We start from the raw sequence: 17,880 nt of genomic DNA on the forward strand, positions 1-17,880 counted from the left end.
ATCGCATTTTTTCATAGTAGGAGGAAATCGTTTGAAGAAGAAGTTACATCAGTATGAGGTAATGTGTATCGGTTTGTTATTTGCTGTATTTGGTATTGTTGCTTGGCGCGTACATGCAGGTGGCGTTACAGTGATGGATACATATGTCCGTGGATTAGTAAGAGGGCTACAAACGGAAAGTTCTCTTATATTTTTCTCGTACTTTACAAAATTGGGATCAGCAATTGGGATAGTCACTACGCTCGTTATAAGTTTGCTTGTTTTTTGGAAGAAGCGTTATTATGCTGCGATGATTGTATATCCAATGGGGATTTTAATAACACATCTTGTGAATAAAGGGATAAAAGAGATTGTAAAGAGAGAACGTCCGTCATTAAATGAAGCGCTAGATGCACTTGGATATAGTTTTCCTAGTGGACATGCAATGCTATCGATTATGACATTTGGATTTCTTACTTATATCATTGCTGCTAATTTGAAAAGCGTAGCTGGGAAATGTGTCACAACGATTTTGATGGGTATAGTAATTTTATCGATTGGATTAAGTAGAGTCATTTTAAATGTACATTACCCAACTGATATTTTAGCTGGTTACTGCGTAGGTGGTATTTTGTTAATTATCGCGATTTACTACCATCGTTTACTTACTGAGAGATTAGGGCTTAATAAAGAGAGATAGAAAAACGTCTGGAAAAACTATTATTATAGTTTTTCCAGACGTTTTTTGTTTATATCAAGATGTGATACAGTATAAGTGACAATTGAATTATTTAAAGTAGGTGAAAATGTGTGAAGACAAACGTACATAAAGTTGATAAGTGGGGGAAGTTAGGAGCCTTTTTGTATCAGTTTCGTTATACAGTAATTGTAGCGTTACTGTTGCTCGCAATCGCACTTGGGATTTTTGCTCCAAGGCTACCGGGAGTATTAGGTGGTGACGGTTTCCAAACGGAAGGCGACTATCAAAAAACAAAAGAAATTTTAGATCAAGATTTTAAGAAGTCTCAAGATACGCTTCTGCTCGTTTTTGAGAAAAATAAAGATGCTTCGCATGAGGAATTTAAAAAGCGAATAGATGAAATTGTAAAGAATGTTCAAGAGAAAGAGAGCTATGAATCTTTCCATCACCCAATCCAAAATAAAGAAATGCTACAAGATGACATCGGTTATGCGACAATTTTATTTTCCGGGAAAACAAATAAAGAAAGAATGGAAAAGACATTACAATTTGCTGATGAGATTGAGAAAGAAAGTAATGTAGCATTAAAAGTAACACCTACAGGATTTCCGAAAATTAATCAAGAGATTAATGAAAGAACGCAAAATGATTTAAAAGTAGCAGAAATGATTGGATTACCAATCGCGTTTCTTGTATTACTATTTTCGTTTGGTAGTCTTTTGGCATCAATTTTACCGATTTTGAATGGGGCGCTTAGTGTTATTAGTACGATGGGGATATTGTATTTCATCGGTGTTGATAAAGAACTATCTATTTTCGTGTTAAACGTTGCACCGATGATTGGACTTGCATTATCTATTGATTTTGCGCTATTATTTGTGAACCGTTTTCGAGAGGAAGTTGCTAAACGAACGGTAAAAGAAGCGATAGCAATTACATATCAAACGGCAGGACGTGCGATTGTATTTTCAGGATTATGCGTATTTGTTGGGTTATCCGGTTTGTTTTTCTTTAAGATAGATTATATTCAATCTGTCGCGATTAGCGGAATGATTGTTGTCATTATGAGCATTTTATTCTCACTCACACTTCTTCCAGCACTATTATCGTTAATAGGTAAAAGAATATTAAAAAAGAATCAAGTAGCACATACGCCGGCAAAAGCATGGCGTAAATTTGCACAATTTGTGATGAAACATCCAATTGCAATGATTATTGTTGTTACAACATTTATTGTTATTTGCTTATTACCGTTACGTACAGCTAATTTGCAGTTCCCTGGTGTTGAAGCTTTACCTGAAAAGAGTGATACAAGGATTGCATATGAAAAGTATGAAGAAGCATTTAATGAAACTGTCAAAACACACGCTGATGTTACGTTAGTTGTAGAGACGAAAAAAGATATGAAAGAAAAAGAAAGTCTACAAAAGATAGAAGAAGTCGTTCGAAAGTTAAAAGATGATAAGAAAGTACATGAAGTAAGAAGTTTATACGACGGGTTAACTGGAATGAAAGCAGATCAAGTTGTTGGAATATTGCAGTCGCCAGAATCAGCGAAACTAACTCCTGTATTTGAAGCATACACGCAAGGGAATAAGACGACGATAGAAATCTTTTTGAAAACAAAACCACGTACAGAGACTGCAAAACAGTGGGTACGTGACTTTAAAAAGAACTATAAAGAAACGGATGTTACGTATTATCTAGGCGGAATGACGACGTTTCAACAAGAATTAGAAGATGAAATTAAAGATAAAGTTGTAATTGGTATGTCTGTTATATTTGGATCGACCTTTGTTATATTATTATTTGCATTCCGATCTATACTCATTCCAATTAAGGCAATTGTTATGAATATACTTAGTTTAAGTGCAACCATTGGAATTGTTGTTTGGTTATTTGAAGGTGGTCATTTCGGTTTAGAAGCAAGTCCGGTTCTGTTTGTCTTACCAATCTTCATTTTTGGCCTCGTATTTGGGCTTAGTATGGATTATGAAGTATTTCTTATTTCACGTATTCATGAGCTCTATGAAGAAACAGGAGATAACGATCAAGCAACGTTAGAAGGGCTCGTTTCAACAAGTAGAATCATTACATCAGCTGCTTTAATAATGATTGTTGTAACTGGTGCATTCGCATTTACTGATATTTTACCAGTAAAGCAGATGGGTCTTGGCGTTGCATTAGCAATATTTCTTGATGCAACAATTATTCGTCTTATGCTCGTACCAAGCTTAATGAAGTTATTTGGAGACTGGAACTGGTGGTTACCATTTCGAAAAAAACGAGAAAAAGCATCGTAAAAAATGCTCATCAATATGATGAGCATTTTTTATGAATAGCAAAGCCTACATTTTGCAAATAGTATGTGATAAGAACATTACATAATAAGTAGGTGAAGGCAATGTTTCGTTATTTTAAGTTTAAGTTAAATGATACAGTACAGTTTGCCGAGAACGATGGGCATATGTATCGCATTGTCGGTTATCGGTTAGAAAAAGGATTTTATCCAAAAGATGAATGGACTCATATCATTTATGAACTACTTAGAGAATTTGACGGGTATACGATGGATGCAGAAGAGGAAGAACTTGTAAAGGTCGTTCAAGTAGAGGATGAGTATTACAAAATACAAGAAGTATCAGGTTATCGCTATCCAGTAAAAATGAAACAAAAACAACAAGTGATGAAAATAGAAAAGATGGACGATTTATTAGATGCTTACAATGATTATAAAAGGTTGGCGGATTTCTTTAAAGATTTATCGTATGAACAAAAAGCTGAAGAAGTATTATTAGAAATGAAAAGACTTAGAGCTTGAGGGGCAGTCTATTATAAGACTGTCCTCTATTTTTGACAGTGCATCAAATTGTGTTTTCCGTTACAATGAGAGAATCAATAGAAATAAGGTGATAAACAGTATGGAAACAAAGAAAAAGGGCGAATGGTGTGAAATTATCGTTCCAGCTAAATGGAATGGTATAAGTATTGAATCGGTATTAAAAGTAGAATGGGAAATACCGAAAAAGCTATTACATCAGCTTCGTATGGAAAAAGGTGTTACGGTTAACGGGGAACAAAGAAGATGGAATGAGCTTTTAAAAGAGAACGATAAGTTACAAGTCCATATGTTTGCGGAGGAAGAGTACGGTGTAGATCCAGAATATGGTGAATTACATGTAGTATACGAAGATGATCACGTACTTATCGTAAATAAACCAGAGCAAATGGACACACACCCTGCTGAAAAAGGTGGAACCGGGACGCTTGCAAATCTTGTTGCTTTTCATTTTCAAATGCAAGGTTTAGAGACGAAGGTGCGTCATATTCATCGTTTAGATAAAGATACGACAGGTGGTGTCGTGTTTGCTAAGCATAGAATTGCTGGTGCAATTATGGATCGTCTATTAATGGAAAGAAAAATTAAAAGAACGTACGCAGCGCTCGTTGAAGGGAAAGTAAAGAAGAAACAAGGAAAGATTGATGCTGCTATCGGAAGGGATCGCCATCATGCTACAAGGCGTCGTATTTCTCCAAAAGGTGACCAAGCTATCACATATTATAAAGTAGAAAAGTATTTTAAGAAGCAAAACACGACTTTCGTAACGTTACAATTAGAAACGGGTAGAACACATCAAATTCGTGTTCATATGAGTCATAATGGTAATCCACTAGTTGGGGATGTATTATATGGTGGACAAACAAAATATATGTCCAGTCAAGCATTGCATGCGATGAAGATAAATTTCTTGCATCCAATTACGAAAGAAGCAATTGAAGTTGATGTGCCGTTTCCTACAAAGTTAAATAAAAAAATAAAAGAATTTCAAAAAGAAAATGCGTAAAGTATAAGTTTTAACTTGAAAAAAGTAGATTTTTGCAGGGATTTCTCTAAAAGAAGCGAAGCCGTTAAGAGAAAAGAGAGGTGAGAATCACTTGATCAAATATAAGTATGTACTTGGAATATTTTTCGCTTGTCTTTTACTTACTCTATTTCTCTATCCCTATTTACCAAATCGTATGGCAGTACATTGGAATGTAAATGGTGAGCCAAACGAGTTTATGAGTAAACAAGTTGTTGTAGCATTTATTCCCTGTTTTATTATTTTTTCATATGGATTTTTGTATATTATTTCACATAATATATTTAAGTTTAATGAAAGAGGGCATGGTATTATAGGCGGCTTTATAAAGAAAATTACGTTATTTATGTTGTTTATTCATATGCTTATCCTCTTTATTAATTTTAGGAAGGTGATATCCTTTCAAACAGGATTAACGATTGGGATTAGTATGTTTCTTTTTATGCTGAGTAAAGAATTTAAGAACATAAAAGGCAAAGAAAAAGAAAAAGAAAAAGACCCAATTAAATTACAAAAAATTCGTTTAGTGAGTAGACGGATTTTTCAAGTGATGGCATGGGGCATATTGTTTTCATTGTTTTTGAACTTAGAGTGGGGATTTTATGTATTGCTTAGTATAATAAGCTGTGGATCTATGTTGTTTATGTTATATATTTTCTATTCATACATAATAGAAAGCTATGAAACTTAAAAAAGAGTCTTCTCATTATGAGAAGACTCTTTTAATCTATTTACTTCGTAATAAATTGTTGTGTCCAGTAGTTGCCGCTTTCTACATAACCAACACCGATGTGAGTGAAGCCGTTATTTAAAATGTTTGCACGGTGTCCAGCGCTGTTCATCCAAGCTTGTACTACTTCTTCAGGTGTACGTTGGCCTTGAGCGATGTTTTCACCTGCAGATGTATAAGAAATACCAAATTTCTTCATCATATCAAACGGAGATCCGTATGTAGGGCTGTTATGATCAAAGTAGTTGTTTTTTTGCATATCTTCAGACTTAATACGTGCTACTTTGCTTAATTCAGTATCGATTTTTAGTGCTGGTAAGCCTTGTTTTGCACGCTCAGCGTTTGTTAATTCAACAACACGTTGTTCGAACTCACTTAAAGATTTTGCTTCTTCAGCAGGCTTTTGCTCAGCAGGTTTTTGTTCAGCAGGTTTTTGAGTATTGTTGTTTTCAGCAGGCTTTTGAGCTTCTGGTTTTTGAACTTCTTCAGCAGGCTTTTGCTCGGCTGGTTTTTGTTCAACTGGCTTTTGAGTTTCTGGCTTAGCTGTTGGTTGCTCAGTTACAACATTTTCAGTAGGTTGTTGACCAGGAATGAAGCAGTTTGGTTGGAAGTTTCCTTGTTGCCATTGTGCTAATGATTCAACTCCCATAGATTGTAAGAATGCTTGTAATTCTTGTTGGCTCATTTGTTTCATCATCACTTTTGAATGCTGAATATTTTGAACCTTTACGTTAGATGGTTGTACTGTTGCAGCTTGTGCATCTAGAGAAGATACTCCTAAAGTAAGAGCTGTTGCAGCAGCTACAGATAATAAAACACGTTTTTTCATGATGTGTGTCCCCCTATATAAAGTTTTAATTTGTTTTCACACGATTTGTTTTTGACAGCCTGTCTGACTGACAAATTCATCGTAGCATACAATTTGCGAGAAAAAAGATGGAAAAAAATTCATAGACTTTAAAATTACCTAATTTATCCTAAGAGAAGAAGGGAGCAAAAATAAGAGAAATATAGAGTATAAAAGGAATTTATAGTGTTTTTATACTTGGTTTTAAGAGGGGGTTTTTGGATAAAGTTACCTAAATAGAAAATGAAGAATCCTATTGTATCAATGGTTTGAACGATTTTTTGAGGAATATAATGGATTGATTTTTACAAAACTGTAATGTTTCTGTTGTTCTTTTTTATAATAAAGTAACATATTTTTAATGTTGTAGCAGACAAAAAAGCGGCTATCTCTTTACATAGACGAAGGAGATAGCCGTTTTCCTATTATTACGTATGTTACGAGTTAGTTTCAATTGCTTCTAATAATAAATCCACAATGTGAATTCCTCTCATTTTATGAGAAAGCCCTTCTCGCTCAATGCCCAATTTCATTTGTAATAAACAACCTGGATTTGCAGTAACAATGGTTGCTGCTTCTGTTTCATGCACACGGTCCATTTTGTAATCTAGAAATTCCATTGATAACTCTGAATGAACAATATTGTAAATACCAGCAGAGCCACAGCAACGATCGGCATCTTTCATTTCTCGATATGTTGCACCTTGGATAGCCTCTAGTAACATACGAGGTTCAGAAGATGTGCGCATAACATTGCGTAAATGACAAGAGTCTTGATACGTAATAACTTGCGGCGTGAGTCGTAAGTCAGTTCGCTTATGGAAGTCTAGTTCTACTAGTATAGCAGTAATATCTTTAATCTTAGAAACAAACTGCTTAGCACGTTCAGCCCAATCCGGATCATCCTTTAAAAGATAATCATAGTCTACAAGATAAGCCCCGCAACCACCTGCATTGGTAATAATATAGTCGATGTTTAAATCTTCGAATGCTTTTATATTTCGCTTTGCTAATTCTTTTGCTCCACTCTTTTCACCAGCATGTCCATGTAATGCACCGCAGCAACTTTGTGTTTTTGGAATAACGATATCACAACCAGCTAGTTGAAGAAGTTTCATCGTTGCGTTATTTGTTTCTAAAAACATCGTATCCATTAAGCAGCCTGTGAAGAATGCAACTTGTTTTTTCTTTGTACTTTCTGCAGGTAAAAATGAAGGACGATCTTTCATCGCTTTCATTTTAGGGACTTTTGGTAAAACGAGATCCATCGTTGCAAGTGTTTCAGGGAATAACTTCATAATCCCTGTTTTATGTGTTAGCGTTTGTAAACCAGAACGTTGATAAAATCCGATTAGTCCAGTTAATGTTCTCATTCGATTTTGATGGGGGAATAATCCTTCAAAAACGACTTTTCGAACAGCTTTCACTGGCACCGAGAATTTTTTATTTTGATTAATAATATCACGAGCTTCTTCTAATAAATGGCCATAATTTACACCAGATGGACAAACAGGCTCACAAGCACGGCAACCAAGACAAACGTTTAATGTATTCTCAACATCTTCATCTGGTTCGATTAAACCATCAACGACAGCTTTCATTAATGCGATACGTCCGCGCGGTGAATGTGACTCTTTATATCCGGATTGAATGTAGGTAGGACAAGTAGGTAAACAAAAACCGCATCGCATACAGTTTAGTAATTCATCTTCACTTAATCGTTCTTTAAATTCTTTTTGAATATTTTCTTTATTCAATGTCGTCATCGCTCAACCACCACTCTTTTTCGAGTGTCTTTCGCAAACATTTTTCCAGGATTCATAATGTTATTTGGATCGAAAGCTTGCTTTATTCCTTGCATAGCTGCAATACCTTCCTTACCTAATTTCATTTCTAAATATGGAGCTTTCATCGCACCAACACCATGTTCACCAGTAATTGTGCCACCAAGTTCAATTGCTTTCGCAAATATTTCAGCAAAAGCTTGTTCAGCTCGGTGCATTTCTTCTGCATTACGAGCGTCTGTCATACAAGTTGGATGTAAGTTACCATCACCAGCGTGTCCAAACGTACAAATAGGAATATTATATTTTTTTGCAATGGTATTAATAGCTTCAACCATTGGAGCTATTTGTGAACGTGGTACAGTTGCATCTTCTAATATTGTAGTAGGTTTTAATCGTGCGAGCGCTGATAAGGCACTACGACGAGCGGTACGAAGCGCATCTGCTTCCGTCTCATCTTTTGCAACGCGAACATCAACTGCATTCATAGAGTGACAAACGTTAGCCATTTTTTCAATATCTCGATTGACTACTTCGGGTGGACCGTCTTGTTCGATTAATAAAATTGCTTTTACATCTGTAGGTAAACCGATTTGTGCAAACTCTTCTACTACTTCAATTGTCGGTTGGTCTAAAAACTCCAGTGTTGCTGGAATGATTTTATTTGCAATAATAGAAGAAACAGCACGTGCAGCTTCATTAATATCTTCATATAATGCAAGCATTGTTTTCTTTGTTTCAGGCATAGGAACAAGTTTTAATATGGCTTCTGTTACCACGCCAAGTGTTCCTTCAGAACCGATAAATAAACGAGTTAAATCGTAACCAGCTACATCTTTTGCTAATTTACCACCAGTGCGAATAATATCACCATTTGGTAAGACAAGTTCAAGCCCCATTACATAATCACGTGTTACGCCATATTTCAAACCGCGTAATCCACCTGAGTTTTCATTAATATTACCGCCGATTGTAGAAATTTTCATCGAGCTTGGATCTGGTGGATAAAATAAACCTTTTTCTTCTACCGCTTTAATAATATCAAGTGTAATGACACCAGCTTGTACAGTAATTGTTAAGTTTTCTTCATCAATTTCTAAAATATTGTTCATATGGCGGAAAATAAGGACGATACCGCCTTCAAGTGGACATGTTCCTGCGCAAAGATTTGTTCCAGACCCGCGCACATACACAGGAATTTTGTAAGTGTTACATACTTTTAACACTTCAGCTACTTCATTTGTATTACGAGGAGCAATGACTGCATCAGGCATTGCTTGGAAGTTTGGAGTGGCATCATAACTATAAGTTAAACGCCCCATATTGGATGTATCTACATTATCTTCGCCAACAATAGATACGAATGAATGAATAATTTGTTTTTCTAACATTGGAAATCCCCCTCAAACTGTTAACGTGTTTAGTTATAATAAACAACGTGGTAACAGTGCTTTCATTATAATGATAAAAAAGTCGAGGGATTCTTTCTATGTATAATCATCTAAAGATTAATCTGTTTTATCGTTCTTTTTTGTATAATTATCTAATAGGAGGAGGGCGAAGTATAAAACGTTTAAGTCTCTGAATTGTTTTGGATCAAGTCCTGTATGTTCTTCAATCTTTTTTAGCCTATAATGTAAGGTGTTAATGTGTATATGTAATTGTTTAGCTGTCTGTTTATAAGATTGGTTATAATCGATAAATAAGCGTAAAGTGTGCATAAGCTCAGGAGATGATAGTAAGCTTTCGATGGTACGCTCTAGAAATTGTTCACGCGTTTCGACAGAAATATCTTGTAAACACATTTCTAAACGTAAATCTTCATTAAATACAATTTTTTTCGTTTCCAATGATACAGAAAGAGCACGTAATGCTTGTTCGTAACATATGTTCATATTGTTTGGGGTAACTGTTTGCCCAATCCCGATATATAAAGGAATAGAAAATAAAGCTTCGCAGTCTTGTTTTAACCGTTTTAAAAACTGATAAGTTTGTTCTTTGGAGCTCATCGCTGTAAATAAAATAAAACGATCATTTCCCCAGCGAACAAATAGATGCTCTTTTGTTAAAATATTTCGTACATGTTGCCATATTTTACGCTGGAGCATTGTGTCATTTTTGCCAATAGAAAACAAAACAAGTTGTTTTTTCTTATATAAATCAATGCCAAGTGTTTTGGCACGATCAAGAAAACTCGGGGACCACTCTGTATTTTGAAGCCAATCAAAGACAAAAGCTTCATAAGAACGGTGCTCAAGTTCTAATTGCTCTAAAAAGTAGTTTTCATGAATTAATAATTCGGTCATCTTACGCAATATTTCTCCGTAGCGTGAAATATTTTCAGGTTCTCCGGTAATCCCAATGACACCGATTACTTCATCATGAAATAATAGAGGAAGATTCATCCCAGCCTTTACACCTTGCAATCGCCTTTCATCTTCTTTTGTAATGATGACGGTTTTCTTTTGTTTAGCGCAGCGGAGTGCACCTTCATGAAATTGGCCAATTCTTTCTGTATCTGTACTTGCGATAATAACGCCTTCTATATTAATGATAATTATATTTTCTGTAATTAGTCTGCGTACTTCTCGTACAATTTTATTCGCTAAATCAGGAAATAGCATAATTGACACACCTCAAATTCTATTTGTTGTACATTATATATGTAAATTGAGTAAGAAAGGGGAATTTCACACTTTCCACACATTTATTTGTTATTTTACAATTATAACGAAATCATCTGAAGATGGAGGGAATCTTTTGAGAAAGTATGTTTTTCTTCTCTGTTTTTTATTTCTATTAGTAGGGTGTCAAGGAAGTTCATATACACCAATTGCTAAAGATAAAAATGTTATTATAACTACGAATATAAAAGAAGGCAGTATTAGTTTTATTGATAAAAAGGATAAAAAGTTAATTACGACATGGGAACTAAATGAGCCAATGGCCGGAATCACACTGCTTCCAAATGGCGATGAAATACTTGTATACGGTAAGCAATTAGAATATATGTATGTATATTCACTAGCGGAAGGAAGGCAAGTGGAAAAATATAAAACTGGAAAGGGCATTGTAAATGTGGTCGTATCAGCAGATAAAAAACAATTATTTGCTGCTGATCAAAATGTTCAAAAGGTAAGGTTCTTTACGATAAATGGGAAAGAGACAGGAAATGTTTCAACAGGAAAAGGGCCTATAACGATGGTAGAGTATCAGAATCGGTTATCTGTACTAAACTTTTATGATACGAAACTAACGACAATTGATACGAAGAAAAAAGAAGTTGTTCAATCCTTTATGATTCCGCCAGCATCAACAGGAGCGACGATTAGTCCTGATGGGAAAGAAATATGGATTGGCGGGCATGGTGATGGAAATCAAGTGAATGAGAAAGTATTAGTGTATTCTTTACAGAGCGGTGAAATGGTACGTTCTTTACACGCTCCATTTATGCCTGTGAACATAACGAAAGATAATAAGTACGTATATGCATTAAGCCACGGTTCGAATATGCTTAGAAAATTTGATATTAGTACGTATAAAGAGGTAGCTTCCGTTGAAATAGGCTCAAATCCATTTGCATTTTTGAAAAGCGGAGCAGAAGGATATGTAGCAAGTTATGATAGTGATGAAGTGTGCGTCATGGATATGAAGAGTATGAAAATAAAACAAACAATTAAAGTCGGAAAAGGACCGTTTCAACTCATAGAGAGGGAAGGGAAGGACAATGAATAAATATAGAGTGCTAGTTGTAGATGATGAAAGTGATATGAGGCAGCTTGTTGGAATGTATTTGGATAACTTTGGATATGAGTGGGGAGAAGCTGAAAACGGAAAAGAGGCTCTTAAAAAACTAGAAACGGATCATTATGATTTCGTTGTATTAGATATAATGATGCCAGAAATGGATGGACTTTCAGTTTGTAAAGAAATTAGAAAAACGTCAGATGTGCCGATTATATTTTTAACCGCAAAAGGTGAAGAGTGGAATAGGGTGAATGGCTTACGTATGGGAGCAGATGATTATATTGTAAAACCGTTTAGTCCTGGTGAATTGGTTGCCCGTATGGAAGCTGTACTAAGAAGATATACAAAGCAAGAACAGCAAGAAGAGATTCAATTTGGACCAATTCTTATCAATGAAAAAAGCAGACGAATTGAGGCGAATGGTGAGTCGATTTCTCTTACTGTAAAAGAGTTTGATTTACTATATTTTCTTTGTCAGCATACAGGACAAGTATTTAGCCGGGAGCAATTACTTGAAAAGGTATGGGGATATGATTATGCCGGAAGTACAAGAACAGTAGATACGCACGTGAAAACGATGCGCTTGAAGCTTGGAGAAAGTGGAAACTACATTCAAACTGTTTGGGGTGTAGGCTATAAATTTGAGGTGTAACATATGTTTACGATGGTACAAAAACTTTGGCTTACAGTAGTATGTGCAGTATGTGTAACAGTGTCCTTTCTTTATTTCGTATCTTTATACTCGTATGAAAAGTTATACGTTGATAATTTAAAAACTTCGTTAGTAATGGAAGGGAAAAGTCTTGCTGCTCAATATGATAAGCGTGAAGGAATATCAACTTTTGAAGAGAAAGTAAGATCGTTTGATCAAATATCTAGTTCAGACGTTATTTTCGTATCTAATCCGCGTGATTTAAGCGCATGTTTGCCTTTTGATGTGCATCATCATTCTCTTATAAGTGAAGGAGATAGGCAAACGCTATTAGATGGGAAAACTGTGACAAAAATAGGATATGAAGAACATTTTGACCGTAATATTATGGGGGTTGTCATTCCTGTATTGGAAAATAAAAAATTAGTCGGAATTGTCTATTTGTATATTCCTTTAAAAAGTATAAAAGATTTAATCTATGATATGGGTCTTATTTTAGCACCGCTAGCAATTGCTATGATTTTAATTACGATATGGGTTGGAAGAAAAATTATAATTGCAATTACGAAGCCACTTTCGCAAATGGAGCGGGTTGCAAATCATTTGGCTACGGGAGATTTTTCGGAGCGGATTACAGTTTCTTCAGAGGATGAAATTGGACGATTAGGAAAAGCATTTAATAAAATGGCAAATTCATTAGAAACAGAAGATGTAAAGCGTAAGGAATTTTTAGCAAATGTTTCGCATGAACTTAGAACACCACTTAGTTATATAAAAGGGTATAGCGAGGCTATTTTAGATGGTGTTGCAAAGGGAGCTCAGCAGGAAAAAGTAACTCAGCTAATTCATAAAGAAGCAGGTCGTATGCAGCGTCTCGTTCATGACTTGTTAGACTTAGCACAATTAGAAGGTGAGCACTTTCCGTTAAAGAAGCAACCTATCGTTTTTTCACAGCTGATTGAAGACGTATTAGATACGTATGAGATTAAGTTTATAGAAAAGGAAATTCATATTTCAACCAATTTAAATCCAGAGGTCATTGTCATGATTGATGAGGATCGTATGCAACAAGTGCTTCATAATGTGTTAGATAATGCGATACGGTATACAAATCAAAAAGGAAATATCGTTATAACTTTAGAGCAAATCGATGATTACTGTGAATTAAAAATAAAAGATACAGGAATTGGCATTGATATAGAGCATTTGGAGAATCTTGGGGAACGCTTTTACCGAGTTGATAAAGCGAGAAGTCGTCAACATGGTGGAACAGGTTTAGGCCTTGCTATTGTGAAACAAATTGTTCATATACATGGTGGACAGTGGAAAATTGAAAGTGAAAAAGATAAGGGAACAACGGTTATTATTAAACTGAATGTACAGGATGAGGGGGGCATGTTCTAATTTTTAGGGCATGTTCTTTATATTGAAGAAAATATTTATCCCGCTATTCTCCGGTCAGTAAGACCCTCACCTCAAAATTCAGCGGAAGCAAAGAAGTTAGGTGGAGGCACTGCTGCCCGTAAAAGCCCGATTGGTGAGGGCTAATAATCAGTGGGGGATGAACAAAACCCTCACTGATTAAAGTTTCACTTTATACGTAAAAATATAAATTAATATGTAATAAATATCGAAAATTTGACTATTTTATGAACAAAACATTTGTACTTCTTATCAATTCGGTCTAAAATAGTTATGATGCAAAGTTCTTATAAATCGTTTCAATTGTTGTTTGGAAGATACTGAGGTGATTTAACTGGAGTACAAATCTATTAAACCGAAAAAAATTTACGAAGAAGTATCTGAAGCTATTTTAACAATGATTAAAAATGGTACGTTAAAACCTGGTGACAAACTACTCCCTGTGCATCAATTAGCTGAGCAGTTTCAAGTTGGCAGATCTGCTGTTCGTGAAGCGCTAAGTGCGCTAAGAGCGATGGGCTTAATTGAGATGAAACAAGGAGAAGGTACATATGTGAAGAACTTCGATTCTTCTTCATTAACGAAATCATTAAACAATAGATTATTAATGAAGAAAGAAGATATTTTGAATTTATTAGAAGTACGAAAGGTGCTTGAAGTGGGGGCAGTTCGAGTAGCGGCGGCAAAACGTACGGAAGATAATTTACAAAATATGAAACATTGGTTAGATGAAATGGCAAAGAGCATTGGAGATGAAAAGGCTGGCGAAAAAGCCGATTTTCAATTTCATATGGGAATTGCAGAGTCTTCGCATAATAGCATTTTGCTTGAACTCATGAATCATGTTTCAGAGATGATTGCTGAAACGATTGGTGAATCAAGACGCATTATTTTATATGGTGAACAAACGACATCAGAACGACTTATAGAAGAGCATCAAGTTATATATGATGCGGTGTTAAAACAAGATGTAGAATTAGCGCAGCAAGCAATGCTAGATCACTTAACAAATGTAGAACATATTGTCACAGGTAAAAACGATATAAATTCGTAATTTAATCTTTTAAAAATTTAATTTTCTGATAAAATAGAGAAAGATTAAGTAAGCGTTTTCTTTAGAAGAGGGAGAGGATAGGCCATGTTGAGCCTATTTCTTCTCTGCTAAGTCATCTGATGACCATATGTTTGTTGGTGAAGTTGTAAAAAGGGGGAGTAATAGTTATGAAAGTTACTTTATTTGTTACTTGTTTAGTCGATATGTTTGAAACAAATGTCGGCAAAGCAACGGTTGAAGTGTTGGAGCGTTTAGGTTGTGAAATTGAATTTCCAGAAGCGCAAGTTTGTTGTGGTCAGCCTGCTTATAATAGCGGCCATGTAGAAGCAGCAAAAGAAGCAATGAAACATATGATTGAAACTTTCGAAGATGCAGAATATATTGTTACGCCATCTGGTTCTTGTGCGACAATGTTTCATGAGTATCCACATGTTTTCAAAGATGATCCAAAGTGGGCTAAACGTGCACAAAAAGTTGCTGATAAAACTTATGAATTTACACAGTTTATTGTGGATGTTTTAAAGGTTACTGATGTTGGTGCAAGTTTACCAGGGGTCGCTACTATTCATAAATCATGTCATATGACACGTATGCTTGGAATAAAAGAAGCACCAGGAATTTTATTATCAAATGTAAAAGGATTAACTGTGAGAGATTTGCCAAACGTGCAAAATTGTTGCGGGTTTGGGGGAACGTTTTCAGTTAAGATGACTCCAATTTCTGAGCAAATGGTAGACGAAAAAGTAGATAGTGTAATGGAAACAGGTGCAGATTATTTAATTGGTGCAGATTGTGGGTGTTTGTTAAACATTGGCGGACGTATTGAGCGTTTAGGAAAAGAAGTAAAAGTAATGCATATTGCTGAGGTACTGAATAGTCGCTCATGAAGGGGGAACATAAGCTATGTCTATGAAAATCAGTGAGAAAAAATTTAATGATCGCGTTGGTGATGGAATTCAAGATTCGTTTATGCGCGGAGCAGTATCTTCTGCACAAACGCGTTTATATACGAATCGCTTAAAAGCCGCAGATGAACTAGGAAACTGGGAAGAGTGGCGTGAACTAGGTGAACAAATTCGTCAACATACGTTAGAAAATCTTGATTATTACTTAATGCAGTTAAGTGAAAATGTATCAAAAAGAGGCGGACACGTGTACTTTGCGAAAACGAAAGAGGAAGCAGCAAAGTATATTCAAGACGTTGCAAAAAAGAAGCAGGCAAAAAAGGTAGTAAAATCAAAGTCGATGGTAACAGAAGAAATTAGTATGAACCATGCGCTTGAAGAGATTGGCTGTGAAGTGTTAGAGAGTGACTTAGGAGAGTATATCTTGCAAGTAGATAACGATCCACCTTCACATATTATTGCACCTGCACTTCATAAAAATAGAACGCAAATTCGCGACGTATTTAAAGAAAAGCTAGGCTATGAAAATTCTGATGACCCGTATGAAATGACAAAGTTTGTTCGTAAACAACTTCGTGAGAAATTTATGGATGCAGAAATTGGTGTAACTGGTTGTAACTTTGCTGTTGCAAATACTGGCTCTCTTTGTTTAGTAACGAATGAAGGTAATGCAGATCTTGTTATGTCAATTCCTAAAACACAAATAGCGGTAATGGGTATGGAACGTATGGTTCCGACAATGGAAGAATTAGATGTTTTAGTTGGTTTACTATGTCGTAGTGCAGTAGGTCAAAAATTAACAAGTTATGTAACAGTAGCGGGGCCAATTCAAGAAGAGGAAGTTGATGGACCTGAAGAATTTCATTTAGTTGTTGTTGATAATGGTCGCTCTCAAATTCTTGGATCTGAATTCCGTTCAGTATTACAATGTATTCGTTGCGCTGCTTGTGTTAATGTATGTCCTGTATATCGTCACGTTGGTGGACATTCATATGGATCGATTTACTCAGGACCAATCGGTGCGGTATTAACACCGCTTCTAGGTGGATATGATGATTACAAAGAGCTTCCTTATGCATCTAGTTTATGCGGAGCATGTACAGAAGCTTGTCCAGTAAAAATTCCATTGCATGATTTATTATTAAAACATCGTCAAGTCATCGTTGAGCAAGAAGGTCGTGCACCACTTGCAGAAAAACTGGCTATGAAAATGTTTAGTATGGGTGCTTCTTCAGCTGCTTTATATAAAATGGGTTCAAAAATGGCACCAGCGGCAATGAGTCCATTTACATCTGGTAATCGTGTATCAAAAGGTGTTGGACCACTTAAAAACTGGACGGATATTCGTGAATTTCCAGCTCCAAGTAAAGAACGATTCCGTGATTGGTATAAAGATCATAAGAAAGGCGGGGATAAATAATGACAGGATTAATTCAAAACCGTGATGCCTTTCTAGATAACATTGCAAAAGAACTTGGGCGCGCGCGTAAAACAGAAGGTGTAGAGCGTCCAGTATGGAAAAGTAATGTGAATATAGAAACGTTAAAAGATTATTCACAAGAAGAATTACTAGAAGTGTTTAAAGAGCAATGTACAAACATTCATACAACTGTAGTAGAAACGACAAACGACCGTTTAGGTGAAGACCTTCAAAAAGTAATCATGGAAAACGGCGGGGGACCTATTTTATTATCAGCAGATGCGCGTTTTGATGCATATGGTTTAACATCTTTATTTAAAGAAGAACTTCCAAAACGAGATGTTGAAGTAAATGTATGGGATCCAGAGAGAAAAGACGAAAATATGCGTTTAGCTGAAAAAGCGAATATTGGTATTGCATTTAGTGATTATACATTAGCTGAATCTGGTACAATTGTTGTACAAAGTCATAAAGGTCAAGGGCGTTCTTTACACTTTTTACCGACTGTATATTTTGCTATTATTCCACGTGAAACACTTGTGCCTCGTATTACACAAGCAGTTCAGGATATGAACTCACGCGTAGAAAATGGGGAGACAGCGGCATCTTGTATTAACTTTATTACAGGGCCAAGTAACTCGGCTGACATCGAGATGAATCTTGTTGTCGGAGTACATGGACCATTAAAAGCAGTTTATTTCATCGTATAAAAGAGGGGAAAGCAGGCCTGGAAATGGCCTGCTTTTTAGTAGAATAAAGGATAATATGAAGTAGAAG

16 protein-coding genes are annotated in these 17,880 nt (G+C 35.6%); 12 read left to right on the forward strand and 4 right to left on the reverse strand.

Annotation, left to right across the window (positions count from 1 at the left end):
• Nucleotides 1-31 precede the first annotated feature (31 nt).
• The 5 genes from N2V80_RS06535 to N2V80_RS06555 all read left to right on the forward strand — a co-directional run bounded on the left by N2V80_RS06535 (nucleotide 32) and on the right by N2V80_RS06555 (nucleotide 5,233).
• Entirely contained in the window at nucleotides 32-679 is a 648-nt protein-coding gene (locus tag N2V80_RS06535) for a phosphatase PAP2 family protein (RefSeq protein ID WP_000727790.1), read from the forward strand.
• 110 nt (nucleotides 680-789) lie between these two features.
• The gene (locus N2V80_RS06540; protein WP_048568808.1) at nucleotides 790-2,982 is read left to right on the forward strand and encodes an MMPL family transporter; all 2,193 of its coding nucleotides are present in this window, start codon (nucleotides 790-792) and stop codon (nucleotides 2,980-2,982) included.
• A 101-nt stretch (nucleotides 2,983-3,083) separates the two neighbouring features.
• Complete coding sequence (locus N2V80_RS06545; RefSeq protein WP_000490301.1) at nucleotides 3,084-3,500, forward strand: hypothetical protein; 417 nt, start codon at nucleotides 3,084-3,086, stop codon at nucleotides 3,498-3,500.
• A gap of 100 nt (nucleotides 3,501-3,600) precedes the next feature.
• A complete protein-coding gene (locus N2V80_RS06550) occupies nucleotides 3,601-4,524 on the forward strand; it encodes an RluA family pseudouridine synthase (RefSeq protein ID WP_000448320.1) in 924 nt (307 codons plus the stop codon).
• Between the two features lie 91 nt (nucleotides 4,525-4,615).
• Nucleotides 4,616-5,233 (forward strand): DUF1648 domain-containing protein, encoded by a 618-nt coding sequence (locus N2V80_RS06555; RefSeq protein WP_000598998.1) that lies wholly within the window; start codon nucleotides 4,616-4,618, stop codon nucleotides 5,231-5,233.
• A 40-nt stretch (nucleotides 5,234-5,273) separates the two neighbouring features.
• On the opposite strand, the gene N2V80_RS06560 is transcribed toward N2V80_RS06555, so the two are convergent.
• The 4 genes from N2V80_RS06560 to N2V80_RS06575 form a co-directional block, all read right to left on the reverse strand.
• Complete coding sequence (locus N2V80_RS06560) at nucleotides 5,274-6,101, reverse strand: CAP domain-containing protein (protein WP_000747596.1); 828 nt, start codon at nucleotides 6,099-6,101, stop codon at nucleotides 5,274-5,276.
• A 455-nt stretch (nucleotides 6,102-6,556) separates the two neighbouring features.
• Nucleotides 6,557-7,885, reverse strand: coding sequence for a (Fe-S)-binding protein (locus N2V80_RS06565; protein ID WP_000209649.1), 1,329 nt, complete (start codon nucleotides 7,883-7,885; stop codon nucleotides 6,557-6,559).
• The gene (gene glcD, locus N2V80_RS06570; protein ID WP_053513372.1) at nucleotides 7,882-9,294 is read right to left on the reverse strand and encodes a glycolate oxidase subunit GlcD; all 1,413 of its coding nucleotides are present in this window, start codon (nucleotides 9,292-9,294) and stop codon (nucleotides 7,882-7,884) included. The genes N2V80_RS06565 and glcD overlap by 4 nt, the downstream gene beginning before the upstream one ends.
• 117 nt (nucleotides 9,295-9,411) lie before the next feature.
• Complete coding sequence (locus N2V80_RS06575; RefSeq protein WP_140159926.1) at nucleotides 9,412-10,536, reverse strand: CdaR family transcriptional regulator; 1,125 nt, start codon at nucleotides 10,534-10,536, stop codon at nucleotides 9,412-9,414.
• Nucleotides 10,537-10,663: 127 nt separating this feature from the next.
• On the opposite strand from N2V80_RS06575, the gene N2V80_RS06580 reads away from it, so the two are divergent.
• The 7 genes from N2V80_RS06580 (at nucleotide 10,664) to N2V80_RS06610 (ending at nucleotide 17,813) form a co-directional block, all read left to right on the forward strand.
• A complete protein-coding gene (locus N2V80_RS06580; RefSeq protein ID WP_001234146.1) occupies nucleotides 10,664-11,638 on the forward strand; it encodes a YncE family protein in 975 nt (324 codons plus the stop codon).
• Entirely contained in the window at nucleotides 11,631-12,302 is a 672-nt protein-coding gene (locus tag N2V80_RS06585) for a response regulator transcription factor (RefSeq protein ID WP_001046400.1), read from the forward strand. The genes N2V80_RS06580 and N2V80_RS06585 overlap by 8 nt, the downstream gene beginning before the upstream one ends.
• Nucleotides 12,303-12,305: 3 nt before the next feature.
• A complete protein-coding gene (locus N2V80_RS06590; protein WP_061654696.1) occupies nucleotides 12,306-13,706 on the forward strand; it encodes a sensor histidine kinase in 1,401 nt (466 codons plus the stop codon).
• 382 nt (nucleotides 13,707-14,088) lie between these two features.
• Nucleotides 14,089-14,778 carry a FadR/GntR family transcriptional regulator gene (locus N2V80_RS06595; RefSeq protein WP_254904472.1) on the forward strand — a complete coding sequence of 230 codons (690 nt, stop codon included), beginning with the start codon at nucleotides 14,089-14,091 and terminating at the stop codon, nucleotides 14,776-14,778.
• Nucleotides 14,779-14,945: 167 nt separating this feature from the next.
• Nucleotides 14,946-15,665, forward strand: a complete 720-nt coding sequence (locus N2V80_RS06600) for a (Fe-S)-binding protein (RefSeq protein ID WP_000869150.1) — start codon at nucleotides 14,946-14,948, stop codon at nucleotides 15,663-15,665.
• A gap of 16 nt (nucleotides 15,666-15,681) precedes the next feature.
• Nucleotides 15,682-17,103, forward strand: coding sequence for a LutB/LldF family L-lactate oxidation iron-sulfur protein (locus tag N2V80_RS06605; RefSeq protein ID WP_000061930.1), 1,422 nt, complete (start codon nucleotides 15,682-15,684; stop codon nucleotides 17,101-17,103).
• Nucleotides 17,103-17,813 carry a LutC/YkgG family protein gene (locus tag N2V80_RS06610; RefSeq protein ID WP_000147183.1) on the forward strand — a complete coding sequence of 237 codons (711 nt, stop codon included), beginning with the start codon at nucleotides 17,103-17,105 and terminating at the stop codon, nucleotides 17,811-17,813. The genes N2V80_RS06605 and N2V80_RS06610 overlap by 1 nt, the downstream gene beginning before the upstream one ends.
• Nucleotides 17,814-17,880 lie beyond the last annotated feature (67 nt).

This window comes from Bacillus sp. FSL W8-0640, assembly GCF_038007725.1.
In the GTDB taxonomy this organism is placed as follows: Bacteria; Bacillota; Bacilli; order Bacillales; family Bacillaceae_G; genus Bacillus_A; species Bacillus_A cereus.